Raw genomic sequence first — 22,364 nt, forward strand, 5'->3', positions numbered from 1 at the left:
CACCAGGGCTGGAGGCATCCTTGAGCGTCGGAGATGCAGAAGACGAAGCGATGGCGATCGTCCACTCGCTTCGCGCACTGACCGTCGACTTGAACGTGGCGGTTTCCGGCTTTGCGAACAAGTACAAAATGCACTCCACCGACGTGCGCGCGTTGATCTGCCTTCTCGATGCCGAGCGCTCGAACACATCGGCGACGCCAGGTTGGTTGGGCTCACAGCTCGGGATCAACTCGGCGTCGATGACTGCACTGGTCGACCGGATGGTCAAAGCGGGGCACGTAGCTCGGGAGCGAGATTCAGCGGACCGCAGGCGGGTGCTCTTGCAGGTCACACCAACCGCAGTCGCACTCGGCGAGAGTTACTTCGGCCCACTCATTTCACGGGCGGTGAGCACCCTCGGCAATTACACCGCGGCCGAGCGAGCCACCATCGCGAGTTTCATCGTGGCGATGCGAGCGGACGTGGTGCGGACTCGAGTCGATAGGGAGCCCTCCCGGTGACTCGCATACTTCCCGCGGGAGAACGCGCATTGCTCGTGGACTTCGATTCCGATGCCGAGGTTCTCGCGTTCACCGAAGCACTGACGCGTAACACCCCGGTCGGGGTCGAAGACTTCCTCCCCGCAGCTCGCACGGTCCTGGTCACGTGCACCCCGGCGGCAGATCTCACGTACGTCCGGAAGTGCTTGAACGATCTCGAGCAGACCGATTCTGCGGCGACCACAGACGAGCATTCCGAGACGGATGCACTCACCATCGCCGTCAGGTACGACGGGCCCGACCTCGACGACGTCGCACAGTCACTTGGTATGAGCCGATCCGAGGTGGTTGCGGCCCACACCGGGGCAATGTGGCGTTGCGCCTTCATCGGATTCGCGCCCGGCTTCGCCTACCTGACTTCAGGCGACGCTCGGCTCGACGTTCCGCGTCGAACGCAATCACGAACCGCTGTGCCTGCCGGTTCCGTCGCCCTGGCCGCTGGATACAGCGCGGTCTACCCCCGTGCATCACCGGGTGGCTGGCAGATCATCGGGAGCACCGATGCCGTGATGTGGGATCTGAACGCCACACCACCGGCCACCGTTCAGCCCGGCAGACGCGTGCGCTTCGTGAACGAGGAACAACGATGAACGGCCTCGAGATACTCGACACCGGGCCGCTGAGCCTGATCCAGGACCTCGGACGGATAGGTCATCTTCGCTCGGGTGTCGGGGTTTCCGGTGCGGCAGACAGGCGATCTCTCAGGCTTGGCAATCGGCTCGTCGGCAACAACGAGGGCGCAGCCGGTGTCGAGGTCCTCCTGGGCGGGCTGAGTCTTCGGGCGCAGCAACCGACAACGATCGCATTCACCGGTGCGCCTGCACAGGCCTACCGCGACGGCATTCCGGTCGGGCATTCGAGCGTGATCGATCTGCGGGCTGGTCAGACCGTCCGCCTGGACTACGCACCGAGTGGACTGCGGACGTATTTGACCGTCCGAGGCGGCATTGTGGTTCCCGAGATCCTGGGATCGCGCAGCACCGACACGATGTCCGGGATCGGTCCGGCGCCTCTCGAGCCTGGTGTTTTTCTCCCGATCGGGCCATCGCCGACCACGTTCTCAGGCGTCGACCTCGCACCGGTGCCGCCGATGGCAAACGAGACTCTCGCCATTCGAGTGGTGTTCGGTCCTCGCGCAGATCGATTCACCAACCCCGAAACACTCCTCCAGGGCCGATGGGCGATCTCGACCGACTCGGACCGAATCGGCGCACGCGTCGATCGCGTCGATCGCGTCGGCGCCGACGAACTACTTCGAAGAACAGACGACACCGAACTGCCCACCGAAGGCGTGGCACTCGGATCGATCCAGGTCCCACCCAGCGGCCAACCTGTCGTGTTCCTCGCCGATCACCCCATCACCGGCGGCTATCCGGTGGTGGGAGTGGTCGCGGACGCAGATATCGACCGACTCGGCCAAGCCCGCCCGGGTCAGCACATCCAGTTCGTCGGGGCCTGAGCACGCCGAGCGATGGCGTGTCGGACCCAGCCGTCACACTGATGTCGTGCGAGTTGTCCTGGTCCCCGGTAGTACGACGTCCACGGGAGCTGTGACGGCAACTGTCCTACGGACCGATCCCGCTGGAACGCCGCTCGCCGATCCCGTCGAATACCCCGACCTGATCGCAGCGGTACGCACCATCGAGGAAGCCGAGCACCCGCGGTGGGTGTGGCCGAGTACGGCGACCGTGTACCCACCTCTACTGCGGGCAGGCGTACGGGTTCAGCGGTGCCACGACATCTCCCTGACCCGCGCGATACTCGGAATGCGCGCCGGCAAACCGTCACCGCCCGCCGAGGAGTTCGACGACGATCGACTCGGACTCTTCGACACTGCACCCGTTCTCGATCCCCTCGCCGTCGTCACCGAATTCGCCGAGCAGCGCGCAACCATCGGCGCGGACGCTCGACTGGACTTGTTGATCGCAGCAGAATCGGCCGGCGCTCTCAGCGCCGCCGAGATGACGCACACGGGCCTTCCGTTCTCGACGCAGAAGCATCGCGAACTCCTCGAAGAACGGCTGGGGCCGCGGCCGACGGGATACGACCTCCCCGCTCGTATGCAGGAACTTGCCGCACAGATCAGTGAGGTCTTCGGGCGCACCGTCAATCCTTCGTCTTCGGTGGAGATCACCGAGGCGTTCGGGCGTCAGGGCATCGAACTACCGTCGACGCGCAAGTGGTTTCTGCAGGAAATCGATCATCCGGCTGTGCCGCTACTCCTTCGTCATCGCGAACTCGCCAAGCTGTACAGCACCAACGGGTGGCAGTGGATGGACAGTTGGGTGCGGGGAGATCGATTCCGTCCGATCTACGTTCCCGGTGGTGTCGTGTCCGGCAGGTGGGCGAGCCGGGGCGGCGGGGCCCTCCAGATTCCTAAGACCATGCGCTCGAGCGTCGTCGCAGATCCGGGCCACGTGTTCGTCGTCGCCGACGCCGGTCAGCTCGAACCCCGAATTCTGGCCGCCATGTCCGGCGACCGCCGCATGATGGCGGCCGCCGGCGACGACGATCTGTACGCACTTGTCGGTGCCGAAGCCTTCGGCGGGGATCGCGCAAAAGCCAAGGTCGCAATCCTCGGAGTCCTGTACGGGGCGACGGCGGGTGAAGCCAAAGCACTGCTCATCTTGTTGCGGAAGCGATTCCCGGTCGCCGTCGAGTACGTCGAGCAAGCTGCCAAGGCAGGTGAGCGCGGCGAGGTGGTGAAGTCACTGCTCGGCCGGGCCTGTCCCCCACCGTCTCCCGACTTCTACTCCCACGGCGACGCTCATGCCCGCGGTCGTTTCACGCGAAACTTCGTCGTTCAGGCCACTGCGTCCGAGTGGGCGTTGTGCCTGCTCGCCGACCTCAGGCGCCGCCTCGCCGAAGATCCGGACGGCGAGTTGGTCTTCTTCCAGCACGACGAAGTGGTCGTGCATACCCGAAACCCCGAGTCAGGTGCCGCCCACGTGCTGGCCGCCGCGGCTTCGGCAACTCGATTGTTGTTCGGCGACACAGTCGTTCGTTTTCCCATGGACGTCGCAGCCCGCGAGACTTACGGCAAAGGCACTTCGTAGCGTCGTCAATTCCACTCCAAGTGGTTCCACCACGCCCGTATTGCGTGTTCTACTGGAAAACGTTGCTTTGTTGGTGCTGGTCGACTGTGTTCGAGGAGAACCATGACCAAGCTGGATACAACTGATGCAGAACGGAACGAGCGCGGAACGGTCAAACGCCTTCGCGTGCCGATCTTCACCGTGATCGCGCTTGCAATCTTTGCCTTCGTCGCAGGCGGATTCGGCGGTTCTTTCCAGGGCAAACTCGCCGAGGTTCAGAAGAACGACAACGCCTCGTACCTGCCGAGTTCCGCAGAATCGACGATCGTCAGCAATCAATCCGCGAACTTCCTCGCGGTCGAGACGATCCCTGGTTTTGTTCTGTTCCATCGAGATTCGGCCCTCACCGAGGCGGACAAATCTGCAATCAACTCGGCGTCCGGCGCCATTGCCGGCATCTCCGGGGTAGACGCCGACGGAATGCAACCCACTCAGTACTCCGCCGACGGCACAACTGCGTCGATCTTCGTGCCACTCGTCGCCAAGGACGGAGACACATCCGTGGCAGGCGATGTCCTGGCGACCACCGAGCAGAACGTCATCGACGCAGCAAAACAAGCAGCTGGTGATGTCGAGGTACTCCCAGCCGGGCCAGGTGGGCTACTCGTTGCGTTCATCGACGCCTTTGCCGGTCTGGACGGAGCGCTCCTTGGCGCGGCACTCCTGGTCGTGATCCTCATCCTGCTTGTCGTGTACCGATCGCCGGTGTTGTGGTTCTTCCCGCTGTTCTCCGCGCTCCTCGCCATCGGCTTGTCGTCGATGGTGATCTATTTCCTCGCGAAAGCCGAATTACTCACTCTGACCGGACAATCTCAAGGCATCCTTTTCGTGTTGGTGATCGGTGCCGGTACCGACTACGCCCTACTCTTGATCTCTCGCTATCGCGAAGAACTGCACACGTATCCCAACCGCTTCGACGCGATGATCAAGGCCTGGCGCGAGTCTGCGCCGGCCATCACCGCTTCGGCTGTCACCGTGATTCTCGGTCTGCTTTGCCTGACGTTCTCTCAACTCAACTCCAACAAGAGCCTCGGACCCGTCGCCGCCATCGGGATCGCCTGCACCTATCTGGTGATGATGACGTTCATGCCGGTCGCTCTGGCCGCCACCGGACGGTGGGTCTTCTGGCCGCGCAAGCCCAAGGTCGATCACGCCGCAGACCTTACGACGCACGGGATGTGGGGCAAGATCGCCGAGGCCGTCGGCAGCAAGGACCGCCCACTGTGGATCGGCGCCACAGTCTTGTTGATCATCCTGTTCGCGGCCGGGATCGGCAGTCTCAAAACCGATGGCCTGACATCCACCGAAAGCTTCACCAATCGTCCCGACGCTGTTGTCGGACAAGAACTCTACGACTCGAAGTTCGATCCCGGAGCCGGCGCACCGGCCGTGATCACCGCAAACGCCGACCAGGCCGACGCCGTCATCAAAGCAGCCAGCGGCGTCGAAGGTATCTCGCAGGATCCCGGCGCCGTCTGCACCCAGGTGGACGTCGCAAAGGTCAGCGAGCTGATCAAGACCAACCCCGCTGCCGTCGCACAAGCCGCCGCTGCGGGTTGCGCCCCTGCGGCTTTCACCGTTGCACCGATCGACGGCCGAACCATGATCAATGCAACCCTCGCCGACTCTTACGATTCGCCGCAGGCACTCGAAACTGTCAAGCGACTGCGGACTGCCGTCCACGACGTGCCCGGCGCCGAAGCGCTCGTCGGCGGCAGCACGGCCACCACCCTCGATGTCCAGGCCGCCTCGGTCCGCGACAGAAACCTGATCATCCCGATCGTGTTGGTGGTGATCTTCCTGGTCTTGGCCGCTTTGCTCCGCGCTCTGCTGATCCCGGTGATTCTCATTGTCACCGTGGTACTTTCCTTCGCGGCGACCCTCGGTGTGAGCGGATTCTTCTTCACACACGTATTCGGGTTCGCCGGGGCGGATCAATCGTTCCCACTGTTCGCCTTCGTGTTCCTGGTCGCTCTGGGTATCGACTACAACATCTTCCTGATGACCAGAGTCCGGGAGGAGACCGGAGAATTCGGCACCCGCGCAGGTGTACTGCGCGGTCTTGCGGTGACGGGCGGTGTGATCACGTCAGCCGGAATCGTCTTGGCCGCAACATTTGCCGTACTGGGCATCCTGCCACTGGTCTTCCTCGCCGAGATCGGATTTGCCGTGGCCTTCGGCGTGCTGCTCGATACGATCATCGTGCGCAGCGTCCTGGTGCCGGCACTCTCTCACGACATCGGGAAACGTATTTGGTGGCCGTCCGAACTGGCGCGCGCGAAAGACTGACCGACTACAGAAACGCTTCCTTGGTCCACAGATGAAAGAGCGCGTAGGCTCGCCAGGGTCGCCAGCGCTCGGACAACGCTGCGGCTTCTTTGCCCGACGAAACCCCCAACGCTCGCTTCAACACCAGATCGTCGGGTACGAAGGCGTCGCGATCACCGAGAATTCGAACAGTGAGATAGTCAGCGGTCCACGGTCCGATTCCCTTTAGCGCCAACAGCTCTCGCCGAAATTGGACAGGATCCGCATTCCAGGAGAGATCGAGGCCGTTCGCTGCCGCAGTTGCCAGCGTGTGCACTGTCCTTGCGCGCGCTGTGGTCAATCCGACGGCTTTCTGTATGCCCTCGGTTGATTGCGCTGCAACCACGTCCGGATCAGGGAAGGCAAGAAAATCCCCTTGCACCGGTACCCCGAATGCGCTGACAAAACGACCACCGAACGTCCTCGCCGCGCCGAGCGAAACCTGTTGTCCCAGAACAGTGAGCACTGCGGTCTCGAACCCGTCCACCGAACCGAGCACACGCAATCCTGGACGGGCGGCAACAAGTGGGGCCAACAACTCATCACTACCGAACGCCGCTTCGACAGCAGTGTGATCGGCGTCGAGGTCGAGCCAACGGCGCACGATCACCTCCAGCACTGCGGAATCCGCTACCGGCACATCGGAATCCACGACGACACCGTCGTCGGTCCACGACACCGACACGACAACGGGTCCGGAAGGCAACGGTACGACTCTGGTGTGAACACCGTCGTCGTGACGCTCGAGGCCTGCGACGCAGTGAGCCCGCAGGGCACCGGTGAGCGGTTCGACTGCATAGGGCGCCTGAAAGCGCAGCGTCACTGCGCTCACCGGCCGGCTTCCAGATCCAGCAGAATCGCTTTCAGTTCGGGGCCACCCGCGTACTGCCCGAGGCTGCCGTCGCTGCGCACCACCCGGTGACACGGGACCACCAACGGCAGCGGGTTCTTTGCACATGCGGTCCCTACGGCACGCACCGCACGTGGGCTTCCCGATGCTGCCGCGACCACCGAATAGCTTGCAGTGTGGCCGTATTCGATCTCGGGAAGATGACGCAACACTTCGCGTCGGAACCCCTTCGCGAGTTGGAAGTCCAAGCGCAGATCGAATTCTCGACGCGCACCGGCAAAGTACTCGTCCAACTCGCGAGCGACAGTGTCCAGCCTGCGCGGGTAATGAAGCACACGGGGGCTGACGGTGTCCGCCAAACGTTCCAGAACGAGGTCGTGCCCTTCGACGGCAAAGGCAACCCGCACCAGGCCGACATCGGTCGCCGCCAGGAGCAGCTTTCCGACCGGCGAATCGACGGTTCGATATGCCACGTCGATCAATTCAGCTTCGGACGCCTGAGCAGCCAGGCGCGCCCGTAGGCGGATCATGGCGTCAGCGTCAACGGCTGGAAGCGCCTCGAACACATCGTTACTCATGAGTGACTCCCTTCCGCAGCGGTAGCGGACAAGTAGGTTCTTCGTAGTGTGGCGATACCGTCGGCACCCGCGCGTCTGGCGGCCGCCGGGGTGTTGCCGAGGATGTCCGCGATCTCTGCGTACGGCAGCCCACCCAGAAAGTGATAGGCGACTGCCGCACGTTGTTTGAGCGGTAGCTGTTCGAGTGCGTCCCAGAGTTCGTGATCCCACGTTCCGGGTACGCCGATTCGCGTCGGCAACTCCGGAACGTCGTCTGTCGGCACGGCCACCCGGGCGCGCACTCGGGTGATGTCGATTGCCTTGCGGTGCGCGATGGTCACCAGCCAGGCTTCGATGTTCGCGTCCGGATTCAGATCCGGATATGCCCGCATCGCTGCGATGAACGTCTCGGACCACGCGTCCTCGGCGTCGACGGGCCCGACCACCGCGCGGCAGACACGGAGGACCACTGCACCGTATTCGGTCACGACGTCTTCGAACGGTTTGAGTGTCACGACCGGTAGACGTTCCCGATTACCGAATTGTGAGCCGAGCGCATCAGAAGAGGACATCCGATTCGCCGCCGTGCTCGCGGTCGAGCAGGAACCGCTTACGTTCGAGGCCGCCGGCGAAACCGGTCAGACTTCCGTCGCTACCGACCACACGATGGCAGGGAACGATGATGCTGATCGGATTCTTGCCGTTTGCCGCGGCGGCGGCACGGATCGCAAGCGGGTTACCCAAAGTTTGCGCGAGCTCCATGTATGTCCAGGTTTCGCCGTACGGGATCGTTCGCAAGGTATCCCACACCCGCTTCTGGAACTCGGTACCCACGGGCGCCAGCGGCACGGAGAACTCCGTGCGATCACCCTCGAAGTACTCGGTGAGCTGCGATTCGACTTCACCGAAGACCGCCGCGGAACGATCACCGAACGTGGACTCGTCCGGCTTGTGGCGATGCTCCGCCATGTACAGCCCGCAGAGGTCGTCACCTGCTGCTACCAGCGTCAACTCCCCGATCGGCGAGTCGATCACGGTGTGCGTACGGATAGCCGTCATGTCTCGATCCTTCCAGGTTGCGCGGTGCAGCAGGCAGCGGGTGAATTGACTGTCCGCGCCGGCACCGACACCTCGAAGACGCCGCTGGCCTCGTGAATGTGAGATTTACCTGTACTTTGACGTCACATCAGGCAGTATCGAGGGATGGCTCTAGTTTTGCCCGGCAGCTCCACCGTCGTCCGCTCCGTCGGCGACGTGGTGCACTGGTCCCTGTCCACGGTCGCTTTTGCGGTCACCCTGCCCACTCGACTCGAGGCGCTCCTCTTCTCGGTCGAGAGGTTGGTGGCACGCATCAACCAGATCGCCGACAACGCCGACCGCGTCGTCATCGGAGCCGCCGCCGTGACCGTTCGAGCTGAGACGCTGGTCGAGGCCGTCGAGCAGACGTCGGACATCGCGGGACAACTCCTCGAGATCTACGAGCCCATCGCCCTACAGCTCGCGCCGCTGGCCGCCAGGTTCGCCGACGACCTTTCCGAGGCAGAGGTCAGCGCCGCGATCAAGCTGATCGACCAACTACCGGAGCTCACCGACCGGGTGGCCGCGGTGTTGCCCATCCTCGGAACCTTGGACTCCGTCTCGCCCGAGATCCACGAACTCCTCGGAGTGGTCAAGGACCTGCGGCAGGCGATCGTCGGGGTGCCTGGCTTTCACTTCTTTCGCAAGCGGGGCGAAGCCAAGCTGGATTGAAATTTCAGGCGGAGTAGCCGTTGGTCCCGGCCCGCGCCATGACGACCTTCGGAACGACCGCTCGAGACGAGAGCTTGAGCAGACCGTCCACCAACTCCACGATGTCGTCGACCTTGATCATGGTGTCCGGTGTGATCCGATCGTGTGTCCATGCCGACATGTCGGTGTCGACGTAACCGGGAGCGATGGCCGTCGCACTGACGCCGTTTCCGGATTCCTCGGCGTTGAGTGCCTCGACCATCGAAATCAGCGCAGCTTTGGTGGCTCCGTAGACGGCCAGGCCGCTCTCGGCATACACACCGGCCATCGAGGCGAGAGCTATCACCTTCGCTCCGCCGGCAAGGTCCGCGTCCGCCGCTGTACGCAGGAGCGGCAGCGATGCTTGCAATAGTGCCAACGGTGTCCGGAGATTGACGGCAACGGTCTTGTCGAAACGTCGCATCGGGTAATCCGCCACTCGCCCACTGGTTCCCACTCCGGCGTTGAGGACGAGAGCCCTCATGGAGCCGAATCGCTCATTGTGTGTGGCGGCGAGTGCTGCGGCGAAGTTCTCGTCCGCCATGTCGCCGGCCGAGACGACGACGTCCGGCGATCCGGCGCGCGTAAGTTCTTCGGCGACAACGGCGAGCCGCTCGGTATCACGCGCCGTGATGGTCAGCCCGTACCCTTGCGAAGCCAAGCGTGTTGCGATGCCGAGCCCGATTCCCTTGGAGGCGCCGGTGACCAGTGCTGATCGAGTCATTCGAATTTCCCTTGCAGTGCGTTGAGTCCGGCCGAGATCAGTTCCGGCACAGAAGATCCAGCCTTGTCGAATCCCCCGCCGACGGTGGCTCCTGCGCGGAATCGGTGATCGATGCCCTGCGCCACGACGGCGAGTTTGAAGAACCCGAGCGCCATGTAGAAGTTCCAATGCGCCAGTTCACGACCCGACACGGACGAATACCGTTGCGCCAGATCGACAACGGACGGTAGCGACGGGCTCGTCCACGCAGCAGGCTCACCCAGAACCAGATCCAGCGCGGGATGCCGATAGACGCACATCATCGCGATGTCCGCCAGCGGATCGCCCAGCGTCGACAGTTCCCAGTCCACCACTGCGGCAACCTTGGTGACGTCGTTCGCCGCGAGAATCGTGTTGTCGATCCGGTAGTCGCCGTGCACGATCGACGAGGCTGATTCCGCCGGAATCAATTCCGCGAGGCTCGACGCCAACCTGTCCACGTCGGCCGAGTCCTCGGTCTTGACGCGTGACCATTGACCGGCCCACAACTTCACCTGGCGGGCTACGTAACCGTCGGGTCTGCCGAGTTCGCCGAGACCCACTGCGTTGTAGTCGACGTCGTGCAAGGCAGCGAGAACACGCACCAACTCGTCGGTGCACTGCGTGACCTGCTCTGCCCGAACAGCCTCCAACTCGGTTTTGGTCCGGATCACTTGACCGGTGACGAACTCGACCACCGTGAACGACGCACCCATCACCGAGGCGTCCTCGCACAGCACGACGGTCGGCGCGACCGGCACGGCGGTGTTCTGCAACGCCGAGGTGATTCGGAACTCACGCGCAACGTCGTGCGCCGACGGCGTGAGGCCGGCCGTGGGTGGACGACGGAGAATCCACTTCGAGTTGTCGTCGAAGATTCCGTAGGTGAGATTGGATTTGCCGCCTGAAATCAGTTCGGCTCGCAACTCTCCGCTCACCTCGACGCCAGCGGCTTGCAGATACTTGTGGAGCGCCGCGAGATCGAGTCCTGGAAAGTCCGTCACTTCGACTCCTCCCGAGCAGCGCGCTTCGCAGCTCCGACAACACGTTTCGCAATTGCCCAGCGATGAACCTCGGACGGGCCGTCGTAGACGCGGAAGGGACGCACTTCGCGGGACAAGCGTGCCAGCGGCAGATCGCCGGACACGCCCATTCCGCCACACATCTGAATGGAGCGGTCCACGATCCGGAAGATCGCCTCGGCAGCGTAGGTCTTGGCGATGGACGTCGCGTTGCTCGCGTGCCCGCCCTGATCGAGTTCGAAGCAGGCCTGCACCAGAAGTGCGCGGCTGGCTGCGATGTCGATCTCGTTGTCGGCGACCATCTTCTGGATCATTCCGAGATCACCGAGTTTCGAGCCGAAGCCTTCTCGTTCGGCAACTCTGGCCACGGCGACGTCGTGGCCGCGGCGCGCTGCACCGAGCCAGCGCATCACGTGCGTCATGCGGGCGGGACCGAGGCGAACCTGCGCGTAGGCGAAACCTTGATCGACCTCACCGAGAACGGCCTCGTCGGGTACGAAGAGATCCTCGAACGTGACCTCGCAGTGCCCACCGATCATGGCCTTGTCGAGGGTGTCGATGTGTCGACCCACTACCAGGCCGGGAGTGTCCGTCGGCGCCAAGAACATGGTCGCTCCGCCGCGCTGCCCGGGCTCGCCGGACGTGCGCGCCATGATGATGAAGAACCCGGCGCCGTCGGCGCCGGTGATGAACCATTTCTTACCGTTGATCTTCCAGCCATCGGGGACTTTTTCGGCGCGGGTGTTCAAAGCCGAGGGATCGGATCCCGCTCCGGGCGCGGGTTCGGTCATGGCGAATGCCGACCGCATGTCCCCGCTTGCGAGCGGCGCGAGGAACTGCTGCTTCTGTGCTTCGTTCGCCACGTGGGCCAGCATGTGAACGTTGCCCTCGTCCGGCGCCGCGATGTTGAGCGCCGTCGGCCCGAATAGCGAGTAGCCGGCTTCCTCGAAGACCGGCGCGCGATCACTCATGTTGAGTCCGCGTCCGCCGTACTCGATCGGCGCATGCGGGGCGAAGACACCGGCTTCTTTTGCTGCCGACTGCATCTCGATGCGGATTGCATCGCCACCCGCTACAGCGATGTCACCGGCGTGTTCGTCTTCGATGGGGAGCACTACGTTGCGCGTGAAGTCGCGCGTCTTCTCGATCAGCGCCACCACCTCGGGCGCGTACGTCAGATCGATTGCCACCAGCCACCTCCGAAAGAACATCCCGACCGAGCGATCGCTCGGTATCAGCACTCTCGCACACGCCGACGCGTCGGGTCAACAATCCTCGAGCATTGCCTCGCCCTGATCGAGCCGGCCGGCAACCACCATGTCGCGGTACAGATCGTCCTTGTCCATGAGCTCGTCATGGTTGCCGATGTTCCGGATCCGACCGTCTTCCATGACCACGATCCAGTCGGCGTCACGCACCGTCGAGAGCCGGTGAGCGATAGTCACCACGGCCCCGGTGCGCGCACGTTCGTTGATCGCGTCGACAATCGCGGCTTCGGTGAGCGTGTCGACCTGGGCAGTGGCTTCGTCGAGCAGAAGCAAAGCACTCGGCCGCAGAACTGCGCGCGCCATCGCGATCCGCTGACGTTGGCCGCCCGACAGCGAAGTGGCCGTCAGAGCGGTGTCGAGTCCGTTGGGCAGGGCCTCGATCGCGTCGTCGAGCCGGAGCAAGCGCAGAACGGCCTGGACTTCTTCGTCCGTCGCATCGGGATGGCTGAAGACGACGTTCTCCCGAATCGTTCCGGGCACCACCGGTGTCTCCTGCTCCACGTATGCGAGACTCTCGCGCACAGCGCGGTGATCGAGCGCGTCGTAACCGACTCCATGCAGGAGAACCTCACCCGATCGCGGTTCGACAAATCGCAGCACGGTCGAGAGCAAGGTCGTCTTTCCTGCGCCCGACGGGCCGACGATGGCCATGTGCCCACGCGTCGGAATGACCAGCGAGACATCGCGCAACGCCGGCTGGTTCGATCCGTGGTAGCTCACGGTGACGTCGCGCAACTCGATCAGCGGCGCGGCAGCGCTCGTTTTCGCGACCACGTCCACGACCTCGTCGTACTGCTCGGTGGGCAACGACTGCATCTCGCGAATCCGGATAGCTGCCGCGATTCCCGACTGAACGGAGGTCACGTTCTGCGCAAGCTCCGACACCGGCCCCATCAGGGTGAAGGCGTAGAGCAGAAACGCGATGAGCGTCGAGACTGCCATTTCGCCGTCGGCGACTCGCCAGGCACCGAAGCCCAGGATGGCAATGATCGATCCTTGAATGGCGGTCCACGCGACAGTCCACGCGGTTGCCGACACTCGCACCGCCGTGATCGCATGCTTTTTCGCATCGGACGCATTGTTCGTCACCAGAGCGCCGACGCGATCCTCGGCGAGGGAAACTTTGACCGTCCGGATCGCACGCAAGCCACCCTCGAGTACGCCGCCGAGCTGACCGAGCGATTCCTGGGTTCGCGCTTCGGCTGCGGAAATCCGAGGCATCAGAACGGCAAAGAGTATGGAGGCGAACACGATTGCCACCATGGTGACGCCCAACAACGGCAGATCCAGTACGCCCATCAGAACAATCGTTCCGATGGTCAACGCGGCTGCGTTCAGAATATTCACCGCGGCCGACGACGCAGCCTCCCGCAGCAGCAAGGTGTCAGACGTGACCCGGGTGACCAATTCACCCACGGATCGCGATTGCAGCGAAGGTACGGTCGCCGCCAGGAATCGCTTCACCAGCGACGACCTGGCGTCGAAGACAACCTTCTCGGCGGCGGTTCCGAGAACGATCCACTGAGCACAACCGAGCACGGCACCGACGATCAGAAGGACGACGAGCGTGAGGATAGGTCCTTTCAGCGACGCACCGGTATCGAGGGTGTCGAGAACCCACTTGGTGACCATGGGCGTTGCCAGCGTCGCCGCGGAGCCGCACAGCGCCAGTACCAATCCGAGAAGGAGCGACGGCAGATGCGGTCGAGCGAACTCCGAGAGGACGCGGAGATTGCTCCATTTCGGTGCGGGCTGAGAAGCGTCGGATTCAAGCATGAATTTATGGAACACGAATGTTCCATAAAGGGCAAGAGAAATTCCGATTCGGAAACACTGGATACCGAAACCGGACACGGCTACGCTTCGGATTCGTGACAACGATCCACAGCGCACCAGAACAAAGCGCGACCCGCGAGCGCACACGGAAGGCCATCCTCGATGCTGCCGTTTCGGTGTTCGCATCCAAGCCTGCTGCGACCCTCAGCGAGATCGCTTCGGCCGCAAAGGTCGGCCGGACCACTTTGCACCGCTACTTTCCCGAACGGTCAGACCTGGTCGACGCAGTCGCGGCCGAGGCCACCCGCGCCGTCGGAGAGGCAGCAGCAGCAGCTCGACTCGGCGAGGGTACCGGAGCCGAAGCACTGGTTCGCCTGTGCCATGAATACTTCGAACTGGCCGACCTCTTGACGGTCCTGTTCTTCACTCCCGGTGTGTATCAAGAAGATTCGTTTGCCGAGTCCGCGTCGAACGACGACTCAGTCACCGATGCCATCGAGCGCGGACACTCCGACGGTTCCATCGACCCCGACATGGGTTCGGACTGGGTGCAGAACCTGCTGTGGTCACTGCTCTACACGTCGATGGACTACGTGAACCGCGGTTCCGGGACGCGACTACAAGCCTTGGATCTGACGGTTCGCAGCCTCCGCCGCGGAATCGCCCCCGATCCCGCGGTCTAGGTTGTCGGCTGCTTGAACAGCGGCACGCCGTTTGGTCACGCCTAGTTTGCGGTAGATCGAGCGAATGTGAGTCTTCACAGTGGGATAGGCGATGCCGAGGTGCGCAGCGATCTCGTCTGCAGTCATCGTAGTTCGCAGAAAAGTGAGGATCTCTTTCTCACGTTCCGTCAGGACTCCGGCGAGCTTGGCAGAGAGCTGGCCCCGTTTTTCCAGAATCGTGCGTAGGAGCTCCTGGTGTCTCGACCCCTGTGTTGCGTGCGCGTTCAACAGATCGACGATTACCGGATCGCCGCTCAGAAATGGGGCGAGAATCCGCTCGGGGATTGCTTCCGCCAGCGCACGATCCAACTGCTCGTGCGCCTGCGGTCCACGCCCGGCGACGGAGCTCAGGGCGGCAGACGTGACAAGGGTGCTCACCAGCGCATATCGCGGCAGCGCGGCCGAGGTTGCCAAGCGAAGCGCTTGAGCCGACGGTTCCGGATCCCCCATGACTCGGTAGAGCTCCGCGAGAAGCGCGTGAGCGACCGCAGCACCTGTTCTGGTCAGCGTGGGCATTGCGATGCGGCGAGCTTGCTCGTCCTGTCCTTGAGCGTGGGCGAGCCAGGCCGTGGTGACGCGCCGCAGCGTATCCCAAGGAATGCCGTGCTTGTCCGCAGTGCTCACGCCTCGCAGCAGACGAGCGGCGTTGTGGTACCGGTCTTCCCGGTTCAGAGCGATCAGGCTCATTACCAGGTACAGACGGGCGAGCGCCTCGAAGTTGGTTCCGGGACTGCCCTCCTCGATGATCGAGTCGAACTGAGCGATCGCCTCCTCGAAGTCACCACGCCAGTAGGCGATGCACCCTCGATTCGACTGTGGGAGACCGCCTTCGAAGCGTTCCCAGTCGGACGCCACCTCTCGAGCAGGAAGGCCGTCGAGGATCTGTTCGGCTTCGGTGAATATCCCTGCGTGGGTGAGCGCGAAAGCCAAATTGGATTGTGCGAGACGCAACGTCTCCGTACGCGACTGCAACTGCGCCTCGTCGCCGGCCGAGCGAAGTAGCGCGATGGCACGAGGAAGGTCACGACGAAGCCTGATCTCGGTCCACCCGAGGAGGAAGAGCGCGGACGGGTAATCGTCCTCGGGCTCGCACTGGGCGAGCGCGTGGCGAGCGCGATCGGCGATGACGGCCTTGGTCGAGGTGTCCGGAGCGAGCAGCAGGTCGGTGAAGCAGACGACAAAATCGTCGGACGCCACCCGCAGACCCTGCCCGCGGAGAAACTCAGCGCCGTACGGATCACCGCTGAGATCGCGGCAGCACGCCCGTATCAGCAGGATGTGCGGATCGTGGGGATCGGGATGAGCAAGGCAGAGCTGCTCGAGTTCCCTGGTGTGAGATTCGAGAATCAAACGAAGCCAGTTTTTCCGCAGGACTCGTCGAGCCTGCTCCGCCTCACCAGAGGCGAGTGCGTCACGCACGGCTTCGATCATGTGTCGAAGATACTCGAGACGTTCGATGTCCGTGGAAATCCGGTCTCATCCGCTTCGGATGAGACCGCGATCGAAGCCTGCGGAAACCAGTGAGAATTGCCGGAATCAACCGAAATGCGCTAGTCGGCGGAATCCCGGTGCGCAGGCCTGACACGAAACGGATAAGACACATGAGCTTCTGGGAAAGCCTCGGCTGGATGCTGTGGGCAACCGTCTTCATCGGATATCTCTTCGCGCTGTTCGCGATCATCGCCGACCTGTTCCGCGACCACAAGCTCAGCGGTTGGTTGAAGGCCGTCTGGGTGTTCTTCCTACTCTTCCTGCCCATCCTCACCGCGCTCGTCTATCTCGTCGCCCGCGGCGAAGGGATGACGGAACGCAGCAACAAGGCCGCACGCGACGCCGAGAAGGCCGCCGAATCGTATATCCGCGAGGTCGCGGGGAAGAGCCCCAGCGAGGAGATCGCCGCAGCCGCAGCACTGCTCGAAGCCGGAGCGATCAGCGAGGACGAGTTCGCCGCACTCAAGCTGAAGGTCCTCTCGTGAGTGCCGCGCGTTTCGGCCCCGTCGACTTCTACCTTCTCGGCCTGCCTGGGCAGAGCCTCGACCCGGCCGCGCTCTCCGCACTGACCGACCTTACGGATACCGGCCTGGTGCGGCTGCTCGATCTGATCGTCATCTCCAAGTCCGAGGACGATGAACTCACCCTCATCGAAGTCGAGGAGTTGCCGAACGGCTTCGAGATCAACGTCGAGATGCTCGGCGCGTCCGGTCTGCTCGGGCATGAGGACATCACCGAACTCGCGGCCGCCATTCCCACCGGTGCCACAGCGCTGCTGGTCGCGCTCGAGCTGGTCTATCAGCGCGAACTCGCCGCCCGCACCGCTGCGTCAGGCGCGGTGCTACTGGGTTACGAGCGGATACCCGCACCCGTCGTCAATGCCCTCATGGACACGATCATCCCGAAATTGGAGGTCTGACATGCCGTACATCCCGAGACGAGGCCGCCCCGGACTGCTGGGCCTCGCCGCCCGCACCGCGGTCGTCACCGGTACCGCGACCGCCGTCAGCGACGGTATGGCCACCCGCCGGCAAAGGAGAGCTCAGGCCGACTACGAGCAGGCGCAGTACGAATTCGCCCAGCAGCATGCCGCACTCCCGATGCCCACACCCGCACCCGCGGCCCCGGTCGATCTCGTCGCCGAGTTGCAGAAACTCGGCGACCTCAAATCACAAGGCCTGCTGAGTGACGCCGAGTTCCAAGCCGCGAAAGCACGACTGCTGGGCTGATTCACCCCGACGGGCCATGGATTACCGCGCCCGCTTCCGTACCCCGACACCGATTGGAACCCACTATGTCCACGATCGCCGTCAACGTCCTGAACTTCAATCGGGCAGAGTCCGATCTCATGTTCGCTCGCCTGGCCGCGGGCGTCGGCCTGGGCACGTGGAACCACACTCGTGATCTCGGGTCACTCGACAACCAGCCGATCATCCGCCAGAACCGCGACACTCTGTACAGCAGCGCGATCATCGACGTGCGCGAGAACGTCACCATCACGGTGCCCGATACCGGCGAGCGCTACATCTCCGTGTGGGTGGTCAGTCAAGATCACTTCGGTCCCGTCATCCTGCGCGACCCGGGAGAGCACCTGCTCACGCGTGAATTGGTCGGGACCGACTACGCCGCACTGATCGTGCGCATCCTCGTCGATCCGAACAGCCCCGAAGACGTCGCCGAGGTGAACCGGTTGCAAGACGCCCTCAACATCGACGGCGGCGGAACGGGAGAGTTCCCGTTGCCCGACTACGACGAGCAATCGCAGACCGAGACCCGCGACGCACTCCTCGCACTCGCGCGTGGCATCACCACGTACGACCATTCATTCGGTACCGCTGCGGAAGTCGATCCGATCAGGCACCTGCTCGGTACCGCATCCGGCTGGGGTGGCCTTCCCGAGTACGAGGCCACCTACGTCAACTTCGACGAACGTCTCCCGGTCGGGGAATACCGTCTCCGCCTGAACGATGTTCCCGTGGATGCGTTCTGGTCGGTCTCGCTGTACAACGCGGCCGGATACTTCGAAGAGAACGCCCTGGGCGTCAACAGCATCAACAGCCTCACGGCCACCCCAGACTCCGACGGCAGCACCACCATCCGCTTCGGGGTCCATCTCGACGGCGTCGCGAACGCACTGCCCATCATGCCCGGGTGGAACTACGTACTGCGCCTGTACCGCCCCCGTCCCTCCGTGCTCGACGGCACCTGGACGGCGCCTCGTCCCGAAGCCCTGCAGCAAAGCGTTCCCCACGCACACACCACTCTCGGGTGACTCGACCTGATCACGGAGGTACAAGCCATGCGTCTGTTATTTCAGCTCATTTCGCAATGTGTTCTCGGCGCGATCGCGCTGATCGTCGTGCATTTTGCTCTTCCCGGGGTCGGCCTGAGCGTGAACGGCTTCTTGGCCGCTATCGGTGTATTCACCCTCGCACACATGATTCTCGGCCCATTCGTGCTCAGCGTGGCACTGCACTACGCGGCTCCGCTCGCGGGTGGTGTCGGCTTGGTCGCCACACTGCTCGCGCTCTGGGTTGCGACCCTGGTCCCCGACGGTATCGAGATCAGCGGCGTCGGGCCCTGGATCCTCGCCCCGATCATCGTGTGGGTGATCACGGCATTGGGCGGGTGGATCTTCATGGCTCTCGTCATCGACAAGTGGATCAAGAGACGCAATGCCGAAAAGCTCGTGCGCAGTGTGCAGAAGGCATGAATGATCAGTTCGGAAACGGAACCCACAAGGAGTCAGCCATGCCAACTCACCCGCTCGATCGCCGCGTTCTCCTGAAGACCGCTCCGAACTTCCGGGACCTCGGTGGCATTCCTGTTGCGGACGGCACCGTCCGCGCGGGCGCGCTCTATCGTTCGGCGACTCTGGCGAAACTCGACGGCGACGACCTTGCCGCGGTCGCCGACTTGGACGTCCGGACGGTATACGACCTGAGGACCGCCGCCGAGCGCGACGGCGCACTCGACAATCTCCCTGACTCGACGCGCACAGTCTGGCTCGACGTACTTGCCGACAATGCCCAAAACGCCGCGGCCACTGGACTACTCATGACGGACCCGGTCGCATACGCCGAGACCATCAGCGATGGACGTGGGATCGCACAGATGGAGGAAGCCAACCGCAACTTCGTCAGCCTGCCGTCCGCTCTCGACGCCTATCGCACGTTCTACCTCGACCTCATCGACGAAAAACGCACCGGGGCAGCACTTTTCCACTGCACCACCGGCAAGGATCGAACCGGGTGGGCCGCGACCTCTTTCCTACTCCTCCTCGGGGCCGACGAAGCCGATGTACGCGCCGACTACCTGGAGACGAACACCGATCTGGCTCCCATGACAGAACCGATCCTCGACTTCGCCGCGAGCAAAGGCGTTGACGCAGAAGTGCTACGACCCCTCCTCGGAGTCCGTGACAGCTATTTCGACGCAGCTCTCGACGAAATGCGCACGCACTTCGGCACCGTCGAGGACTACGCAATCAACGGACTGAAGCTCACCGCAGAGCAACTCACCGCGCTCCGCGAGCGGTTCACATCCAGGTCGGGAGTCATCAGCGCGAAGTGATCGGAGCCCTTACCGAACAGGCATTTTCGCCCTCTCCCCGCTTTTTCTGGTGATTGTCCGCCCGGGTGACCACGACGACGGCGAGGATCCCCACCGCCAAGCCGAGCGCGGTGAACGCAGTGAACGATTCTCCGAACATCAACGCGCCCCAGACCGCGGTGACGGGGGCGATCAAGAACATCAAGGTGTTGACGGACGTGATGCCGATGCGACGGAGCAGTAACCAGTACAGCCCGTAACCACCGAACGTGGACAGCACGACTAACCAGAGCAATGCGATCCAGAATGTGTTGACGCTTGGTGGTACGGCGACACCTGAGGCCACCGCCAGTGTCGTGAAAACTATTGCGCTGGTATAGCAGTGGATGGCCAAAGCCTGCAGTGGCGGTGTAGACGTGGGAGCGCGTTGTTGGACGAAGGTGGATGCAACCAGGCTGAGCATCCCCAGGAACGGAATCGCGTACGCCCACCACGGCGCCGATGTACCGGCCCCGGCATCGGCTGCCGTGACCATCACGACGCCGCCCATTCCGATCGCCAACCCGACCCACTGCATACGCGGGACTGCGACACCGAGGACCGGACCGAGCAGCGCGGCAGCCACCAGCGGCTGAATACCGTCGATCAGCGCAGTTGTTCCGGTGTTCACGCCGAGATCGACTGCCCAGTACACCGACAACAGGTAGCCACTCTGGGAGAGCATCCCGATCACCACCTGCCTGCCGAGAGCCCGTGGTGTCGGCATCGTGTTCTGGCGCCGGGCGGAGAACCAGACAATCGGGAGCAGTACCACCGCGAGCGGGAGAAAACGCCACATCAGCAGCGTGGGGACCTCGGCACTGCCAGCGCCGAGTTTGGCCCCGATGAATCCCGAACTCCAGCACGCGACGAACAGGACCGACAAGGTAGCCGTCACGGCAGATCTCGAGGTCACGATCCGAGGTATACCGATCTGTTTACTCATGAGCCCGACTATACAGATCGGTATACTTTTGTCCATGGCAGAGGAATCCACACCCGAATTGACTCCGAAAGCGCGTCGCATTCTGGAGTCTGCGTCGAAGCTGTTCTACGAAAAGGGGATTCATGCCGTAGGCGTGGATACCGTCGCACTGGACGCCGGGGTCACGAAGAAGACTTTGTATGAACGGTTCGGCTCGAAAGACGGTCTCGTCGTTGAATACCTGAGGGCTCGAGATCGGCGGTGGCGAATCTTTCGCGACGAGAAGCTCGCATCAGCCGGAGCTAGCCGCGCCGAACAGTTGAGTGCGGTATTCGACGCTTCCGCCTCCTGGTCCAAGGCGAGCGGAGGCAAGGGGTGCAGCATGATCAACGCGCACGCCGAGTTCAGCGATCACTCACATCCGGTGTTCGCTGTCATCGCCGAACAAAAGCGGGAGATGTCAGACCTTTTCCGGCGCATTCTGGCGACGGACGGACTAGCCGACGAACGTCTCGTCGAGGCAATCATGCTGCTTCACGAAGGTGCCCTCGTCGCAGACGGGATCGGTATCGGCACCAACCCCTTCGGTGCCGGCCGGAACGCAGCCCTCGAATTGTTGAAGACCTCGGGGTAACCCACCCCTCTTCGCACATTCCACAAGACCCTTCGACAGCGTCCACACCTGACATCGCGATCATTCCTCAGGCGCTACAAACTGACCGTCAACCATCGCCCAACCCGGGGAATACAGGAAACGCACATCACCGCGCATGGAGGTCGGGATTCCTGTCGACAATCTCATGCAAGGCATCGCTTATCGCCCGTACGCGGGCCAATCTGATCAGCTCGCGCGGGACAACGAGCCAATACGACCTCCGAATTACGAACTCGTCACGCAGCACCGGCACGAGGTCATCGTCGGTCGCGCCGATGTATGTCGGCAAGGGCGCGATTCCCACACCGTGCCTGACCGCCTCGTAGTGACCAGCGATGTTATTGGTCTGGATCTGCGCCCGCCCGGTGGGCAGTATCCGGTCGAGGATACGCAGAGGTTCGACATCCAAGAACGCGTCCACATACCAGACGAGCGTGTGATGACGTAGGTCGTCCACCGACGAGATCGACTCGTGCGTCTCCAGATACCGACGCGAGGCGTAAAGCCGCAAGTTGTAGTCCGCAAGTTTGCTGACGACCACAGATCGGGGAGAGGGACGCTCCAACGTGACGGCGACGTCGAAGTCACGCCCGGTCAACACATCGTGGGTAGTCGAAGTCAGCACTTCGGTGTACAAATCCGGGTGCCGGACACGGACAGAGCGCAGGCCCGGAACCAAGACGAAGGCACCGAAGCCGTCTGGGGTCAGGATCCGGACCGTCCCGTTGAGGCTCGGCGACGCCGAGGCGGTCGTCTCACCGAGCGCAGAAAGTAGCGTCGACTCGATACTCTCCGCGTAGGGAACCAATCGCCTGCCCGCCTCGGTCAGCTGCCAGCCCGAGACGCCGCGATCGAAAAGCCTTGCTCCCATGTCTTTTTCAAGCCTAGAGATTCTCCTGGAGACAGTGGTCTGATCGACCCCCAGCCGCTTCGACGTATCCGAAATGCGCCCCGTGCGTGACAGTTCCAGCAGAAAGCGCAGGTTGTCAGAAGTAAACATCGCCATTCCCGTTCTTGGCTGCAATTTTGCATTGAGTACTGCGATCTTACTTGTTGA

Annotated in this window: 25 protein-coding genes; 14 read left to right on the forward strand and 11 right to left on the reverse strand. The window is 62.9% G+C overall.

Features of this window, described 5'->3' with window-relative positions; translation table 11 throughout:
* The first annotated feature begins 20 nt into the window (after positions 1-20).
* The 5 genes from AC1Q61_RS01470 (at position 21) to AC1Q61_RS01490 (ending at position 5,923) form a co-directional block, all read left to right on the forward strand.
* On the forward strand, positions 21-500 hold the full coding sequence (locus AC1Q61_RS01470; RefSeq protein WP_074447102.1) for a MarR family winged helix-turn-helix transcriptional regulator: 480 nt from the start codon (positions 21-23) through the stop codon (positions 498-500).
* The gene (locus AC1Q61_RS01475) at positions 497-1,129 is read left to right on the forward strand and encodes a 5-oxoprolinase subunit B family protein (protein ID WP_042448601.1); all 633 of its coding nucleotides are present in this window, start codon (positions 497-499) and stop codon (positions 1,127-1,129) included. The genes AC1Q61_RS01470 and AC1Q61_RS01475 overlap by 4 nt, the downstream gene beginning before the upstream one ends.
* On the forward strand, positions 1,126-1,998 hold the full coding sequence (locus tag AC1Q61_RS01480; protein ID WP_058226598.1) for a 5-oxoprolinase subunit C family protein: 873 nt from the start codon (positions 1,126-1,128) through the stop codon (positions 1,996-1,998). The genes AC1Q61_RS01475 and AC1Q61_RS01480 overlap by 4 nt, the downstream gene beginning before the upstream one ends.
* A gap of 46 nt (positions 1,999-2,044) precedes the next feature.
* The gene (locus AC1Q61_RS01485; RefSeq protein ID WP_058226599.1) at positions 2,045-3,595 is read left to right on the forward strand and encodes a bifunctional 3'-5' exonuclease/DNA polymerase; all 1,551 of its coding nucleotides are present in this window, start codon (positions 2,045-2,047) and stop codon (positions 3,593-3,595) included.
* A 102-nt stretch (positions 3,596-3,697) separates the two neighbouring features.
* Complete coding sequence (locus AC1Q61_RS01490) at positions 3,698-5,923, forward strand: MMPL family transporter (RefSeq protein ID WP_151098281.1); 2,226 nt, start codon at positions 3,698-3,700, stop codon at positions 5,921-5,923.
* Positions 5,924-5,927: 4 nt separating this feature from the next.
* Here the strand turns inward: AC1Q61_RS01490 and AC1Q61_RS01495 are convergent, their stop codons facing one another.
* Genes AC1Q61_RS01495 through AC1Q61_RS01510 form a run of 4 tightly spaced genes read right to left on the reverse strand, consistent with a single transcriptional unit; the run spans position 5,928 to position 8,407 of the window.
* Positions 5,928-6,773 (reverse strand): DNA-3-methyladenine glycosylase family protein, encoded by an 846-nt coding sequence (locus tag AC1Q61_RS01495; protein ID WP_030537220.1) that lies wholly within the window; start codon positions 6,771-6,773, stop codon positions 5,928-5,930.
* Positions 6,770-7,369, reverse strand: a complete 600-nt coding sequence (locus tag AC1Q61_RS01500) for a methylated-DNA--[protein]-cysteine S-methyltransferase (protein WP_007729599.1) — start codon at positions 7,367-7,369, stop codon at positions 6,770-6,772. Before AC1Q61_RS01500 ends, AC1Q61_RS01495 begins: the two co-directional genes overlap by 4 nt.
* A complete protein-coding gene (locus AC1Q61_RS01505) occupies positions 7,366-7,920 on the reverse strand; it encodes an RNA polymerase sigma factor (RefSeq protein ID WP_080712778.1) in 555 nt (184 codons plus the stop codon). The genes AC1Q61_RS01500 and AC1Q61_RS01505 overlap by 4 nt, the downstream gene beginning before the upstream one ends.
* Positions 7,907-8,407 (reverse strand): methylated-DNA--[protein]-cysteine S-methyltransferase, encoded by a 501-nt coding sequence (locus AC1Q61_RS01510; protein WP_030537222.1) that lies wholly within the window; start codon positions 8,405-8,407, stop codon positions 7,907-7,909. The genes AC1Q61_RS01505 and AC1Q61_RS01510 overlap by 14 nt, the downstream gene beginning before the upstream one ends.
* Before the next feature lie 144 nt (positions 8,408-8,551).
* On the opposite strand from AC1Q61_RS01510, the gene AC1Q61_RS01515 reads away from it, so the two are divergent.
* Entirely contained in the window at positions 8,552-9,097 is a 546-nt protein-coding gene (locus AC1Q61_RS01515) for a hypothetical protein (protein WP_007729604.1), read from the forward strand.
* Positions 9,098-9,101: 4 nt separating this feature from the next.
* Here the strand turns inward: AC1Q61_RS01515 and AC1Q61_RS01520 are convergent, their stop codons facing one another.
* The 4 genes from AC1Q61_RS01520 to AC1Q61_RS01535 all read right to left on the reverse strand — a co-directional run bounded on the left by AC1Q61_RS01520 (position 9,102) and on the right by AC1Q61_RS01535 (position 13,923).
* On the reverse strand, positions 9,102-9,839 hold the full coding sequence (locus AC1Q61_RS01520; protein ID WP_215516100.1) for an SDR family NAD(P)-dependent oxidoreductase: 738 nt from the start codon (positions 9,837-9,839) through the stop codon (positions 9,102-9,104).
* Entirely contained in the window at positions 9,836-10,861 is a 1,026-nt protein-coding gene (locus AC1Q61_RS01525; RefSeq protein ID WP_075834459.1) for a phosphotransferase family protein, read from the reverse strand. The genes AC1Q61_RS01520 and AC1Q61_RS01525 overlap by 4 nt, the downstream gene beginning before the upstream one ends.
* Positions 10,858-12,069, reverse strand: a complete 1,212-nt coding sequence (locus tag AC1Q61_RS01530) for an acyl-CoA dehydrogenase family protein (protein WP_042924022.1) — start codon at positions 12,067-12,069, stop codon at positions 10,858-10,860. Before AC1Q61_RS01530 ends, AC1Q61_RS01525 begins: the two co-directional genes overlap by 4 nt.
* A 75-nt stretch (positions 12,070-12,144) precedes the next feature.
* A complete protein-coding gene (locus tag AC1Q61_RS01535) occupies positions 12,145-13,923 on the reverse strand; it encodes an ABC transporter ATP-binding protein (protein WP_037120584.1) in 1,779 nt (592 codons plus the stop codon).
* 95 nt (positions 13,924-14,018) lie between these two features.
* Here AC1Q61_RS01535 and AC1Q61_RS01540 point away from each other — a divergent pair, with 95 nt between their 5' ends.
* The gene (locus tag AC1Q61_RS01540; protein ID WP_030537226.1) at positions 14,019-14,606 is read left to right on the forward strand and encodes a TetR/AcrR family transcriptional regulator; all 588 of its coding nucleotides are present in this window, start codon (positions 14,019-14,021) and stop codon (positions 14,604-14,606) included.
* Here the strand turns inward: AC1Q61_RS01540 and AC1Q61_RS01545 are convergent.
* Complete coding sequence (locus tag AC1Q61_RS01545) at positions 14,541-16,076, reverse strand: helix-turn-helix transcriptional regulator (RefSeq protein WP_042923949.1); 1,536 nt, start codon at positions 16,074-16,076, stop codon at positions 14,541-14,543. The two genes, AC1Q61_RS01540 and AC1Q61_RS01545, sit on opposite strands and share 66 nt — an antisense overlap.
* Before the next feature lie 170 nt (positions 16,077-16,246).
* Between AC1Q61_RS01545 and AC1Q61_RS01550 the strand changes: the two genes are divergently transcribed.
* The 6 genes from AC1Q61_RS01550 (at position 16,247) to AC1Q61_RS01575 (ending at position 19,709) form a co-directional block, all read left to right on the forward strand.
* Positions 16,247-16,621: a PLDc N-terminal domain-containing protein gene (locus tag AC1Q61_RS01550; RefSeq protein WP_030537228.1), complete on the forward strand. Its 375-nt coding sequence runs from the start codon at positions 16,247-16,249 to the stop codon at positions 16,619-16,621.
* On the forward strand, positions 16,618-17,055 hold the full coding sequence (locus tag AC1Q61_RS01555; RefSeq protein WP_042923946.1) for a DUF6325 family protein: 438 nt from the start codon (positions 16,618-16,620) through the stop codon (positions 17,053-17,055). The genes AC1Q61_RS01550 and AC1Q61_RS01555 overlap by 4 nt, the downstream gene beginning before the upstream one ends.
* Before the next feature lies 1 nt (position 17,056).
* A complete protein-coding gene (locus tag AC1Q61_RS01560) occupies positions 17,057-17,365 on the forward strand; it encodes an SHOCT domain-containing protein (RefSeq protein WP_007729626.1) in 309 nt (102 codons plus the stop codon).
* A gap of 65 nt (positions 17,366-17,430) precedes the next feature.
* Entirely contained in the window at positions 17,431-18,408 is a 978-nt protein-coding gene (locus AC1Q61_RS01565) for a DUF1214 domain-containing protein (RefSeq protein ID WP_003940299.1), read from the forward strand.
* Positions 18,409-18,435: 27 nt separating this feature from the next.
* Complete coding sequence (locus AC1Q61_RS01570) at positions 18,436-18,849, forward strand: phage holin family protein (RefSeq protein ID WP_042923943.1); 414 nt, start codon at positions 18,436-18,438, stop codon at positions 18,847-18,849.
* Between the two features lie 38 nt (positions 18,850-18,887).
* The gene (locus AC1Q61_RS01575) at positions 18,888-19,709 is read left to right on the forward strand and encodes a tyrosine-protein phosphatase (RefSeq protein WP_228401356.1); all 822 of its coding nucleotides are present in this window, start codon (positions 18,888-18,890) and stop codon (positions 19,707-19,709) included.
* Here the strand turns inward: AC1Q61_RS01575 and AC1Q61_RS01580 are convergent.
* Entirely contained in the window at positions 19,696-20,625 is a 930-nt protein-coding gene (locus tag AC1Q61_RS01580; RefSeq protein ID WP_492650777.1) for a DMT family transporter, read from the reverse strand. The two genes, AC1Q61_RS01575 and AC1Q61_RS01580, sit on opposite strands and share 14 nt — an antisense overlap.
* 82 nt (positions 20,626-20,707) lie before the next feature.
* Here AC1Q61_RS01580 and AC1Q61_RS01585 point away from each other — a divergent pair, with 82 nt between their 5' ends.
* A complete protein-coding gene (locus AC1Q61_RS01585) occupies positions 20,708-21,286 on the forward strand; it encodes a TetR/AcrR family transcriptional regulator (RefSeq protein ID WP_042923936.1) in 579 nt (192 codons plus the stop codon).
* A gap of 127 nt (positions 21,287-21,413) precedes the next feature.
* Here the strand turns inward: AC1Q61_RS01585 and AC1Q61_RS01590 are convergent, their stop codons facing one another.
* Positions 21,414-22,307, reverse strand: coding sequence for a LysR family transcriptional regulator (locus AC1Q61_RS01590; protein ID WP_042924016.1), 894 nt, complete (start codon positions 22,305-22,307; stop codon positions 21,414-21,416).
* Between the last annotated feature and the right edge of the window lie 57 nt (positions 22,308-22,364).

Source organism: Rhodococcus sp. MPR-R1B, from assembly GCF_058793255.1.

Bases quoted from the DNA above. Each gene is read 5' to 3' on its own strand.
- AC1Q61_RS01565 (WP_003940299.1), top strand. From the start codon at position 17,431: ATGTCCACGATCGCCGTCAACGTCCTGAACTTCAATCGGGCAGAGTCC.
- AC1Q61_RS01480 (WP_058226598.1), top strand. From the start codon at position 1,126: ATGAACGGCCTCGAGATACTCGACACCGGGCCGCTGAGCCTGATCCAG.
- AC1Q61_RS01515 (WP_007729604.1), top strand. From the start codon at position 8,552: ATGGCTCTAGTTTTGCCCGGCAGCTCCACCGTCGTCCGCTCCGTCGGC.
- AC1Q61_RS01535 (WP_037120584.1), bottom strand. From the start codon at position 13,923: ATGCTTGAATCCGACGCTTCTCAGCCCGCACCGAAATGGAGCAATCTC.
- AC1Q61_RS01500 (WP_007729599.1), bottom strand. From the start codon at position 7,369: ATGAGTAACGATGTGTTCGAGGCGCTTCCAGCCGTTGACGCTGACGCC.
- AC1Q61_RS01590 (WP_042924016.1), bottom strand. From the start codon at position 22,307: ATGTTTACTTCTGACAACCTGCGCTTTCTGCTGGAACTGTCACGCACG.
- AC1Q61_RS01560 (WP_007729626.1), top strand. From the start codon at position 17,057: ATGCCGTACATCCCGAGACGAGGCCGCCCCGGACTGCTGGGCCTCGCC.
- AC1Q61_RS01520 (WP_215516100.1), bottom strand. From the start codon at position 9,839: ATGACTCGATCAGCACTGGTCACCGGCGCCTCCAAGGGAATCGGGCTC.
- AC1Q61_RS01550 (WP_030537228.1), top strand. From the start codon at position 16,247: ATGAGCTTCTGGGAAAGCCTCGGCTGGATGCTGTGGGCAACCGTCTTC.
- AC1Q61_RS01575 (WP_228401356.1), top strand. From the start codon at position 18,888: ATGCCAACTCACCCGCTCGATCGCCGCGTTCTCCTGAAGACCGCTCCG.
- AC1Q61_RS01585 (WP_042923936.1), top strand. From the start codon at position 20,708: ATGGCAGAGGAATCCACACCCGAATTGACTCCGAAAGCGCGTCGCATT.
- AC1Q61_RS01510 (WP_030537222.1), bottom strand. From the start codon at position 8,407: ATGACGGCTATCCGTACGCACACCGTGATCGACTCGCCGATCGGGGAG.
- AC1Q61_RS01505 (WP_080712778.1), bottom strand. From the start codon at position 7,920: ATGTCCTCTTCTGATGCGCTCGGCTCACAATTCGGTAATCGGGAACGT.
- AC1Q61_RS01490 (WP_151098281.1), top strand. From the start codon at position 3,698: ATGACCAAGCTGGATACAACTGATGCAGAACGGAACGAGCGCGGAACG.
- AC1Q61_RS01570 (WP_042923943.1), top strand. From the start codon at position 18,436: ATGCGTCTGTTATTTCAGCTCATTTCGCAATGTGTTCTCGGCGCGATC.
- AC1Q61_RS01545 (WP_042923949.1), bottom strand. From the start codon at position 16,076: ATGATCGAAGCCGTGCGTGACGCACTCGCCTCTGGTGAGGCGGAGCAG.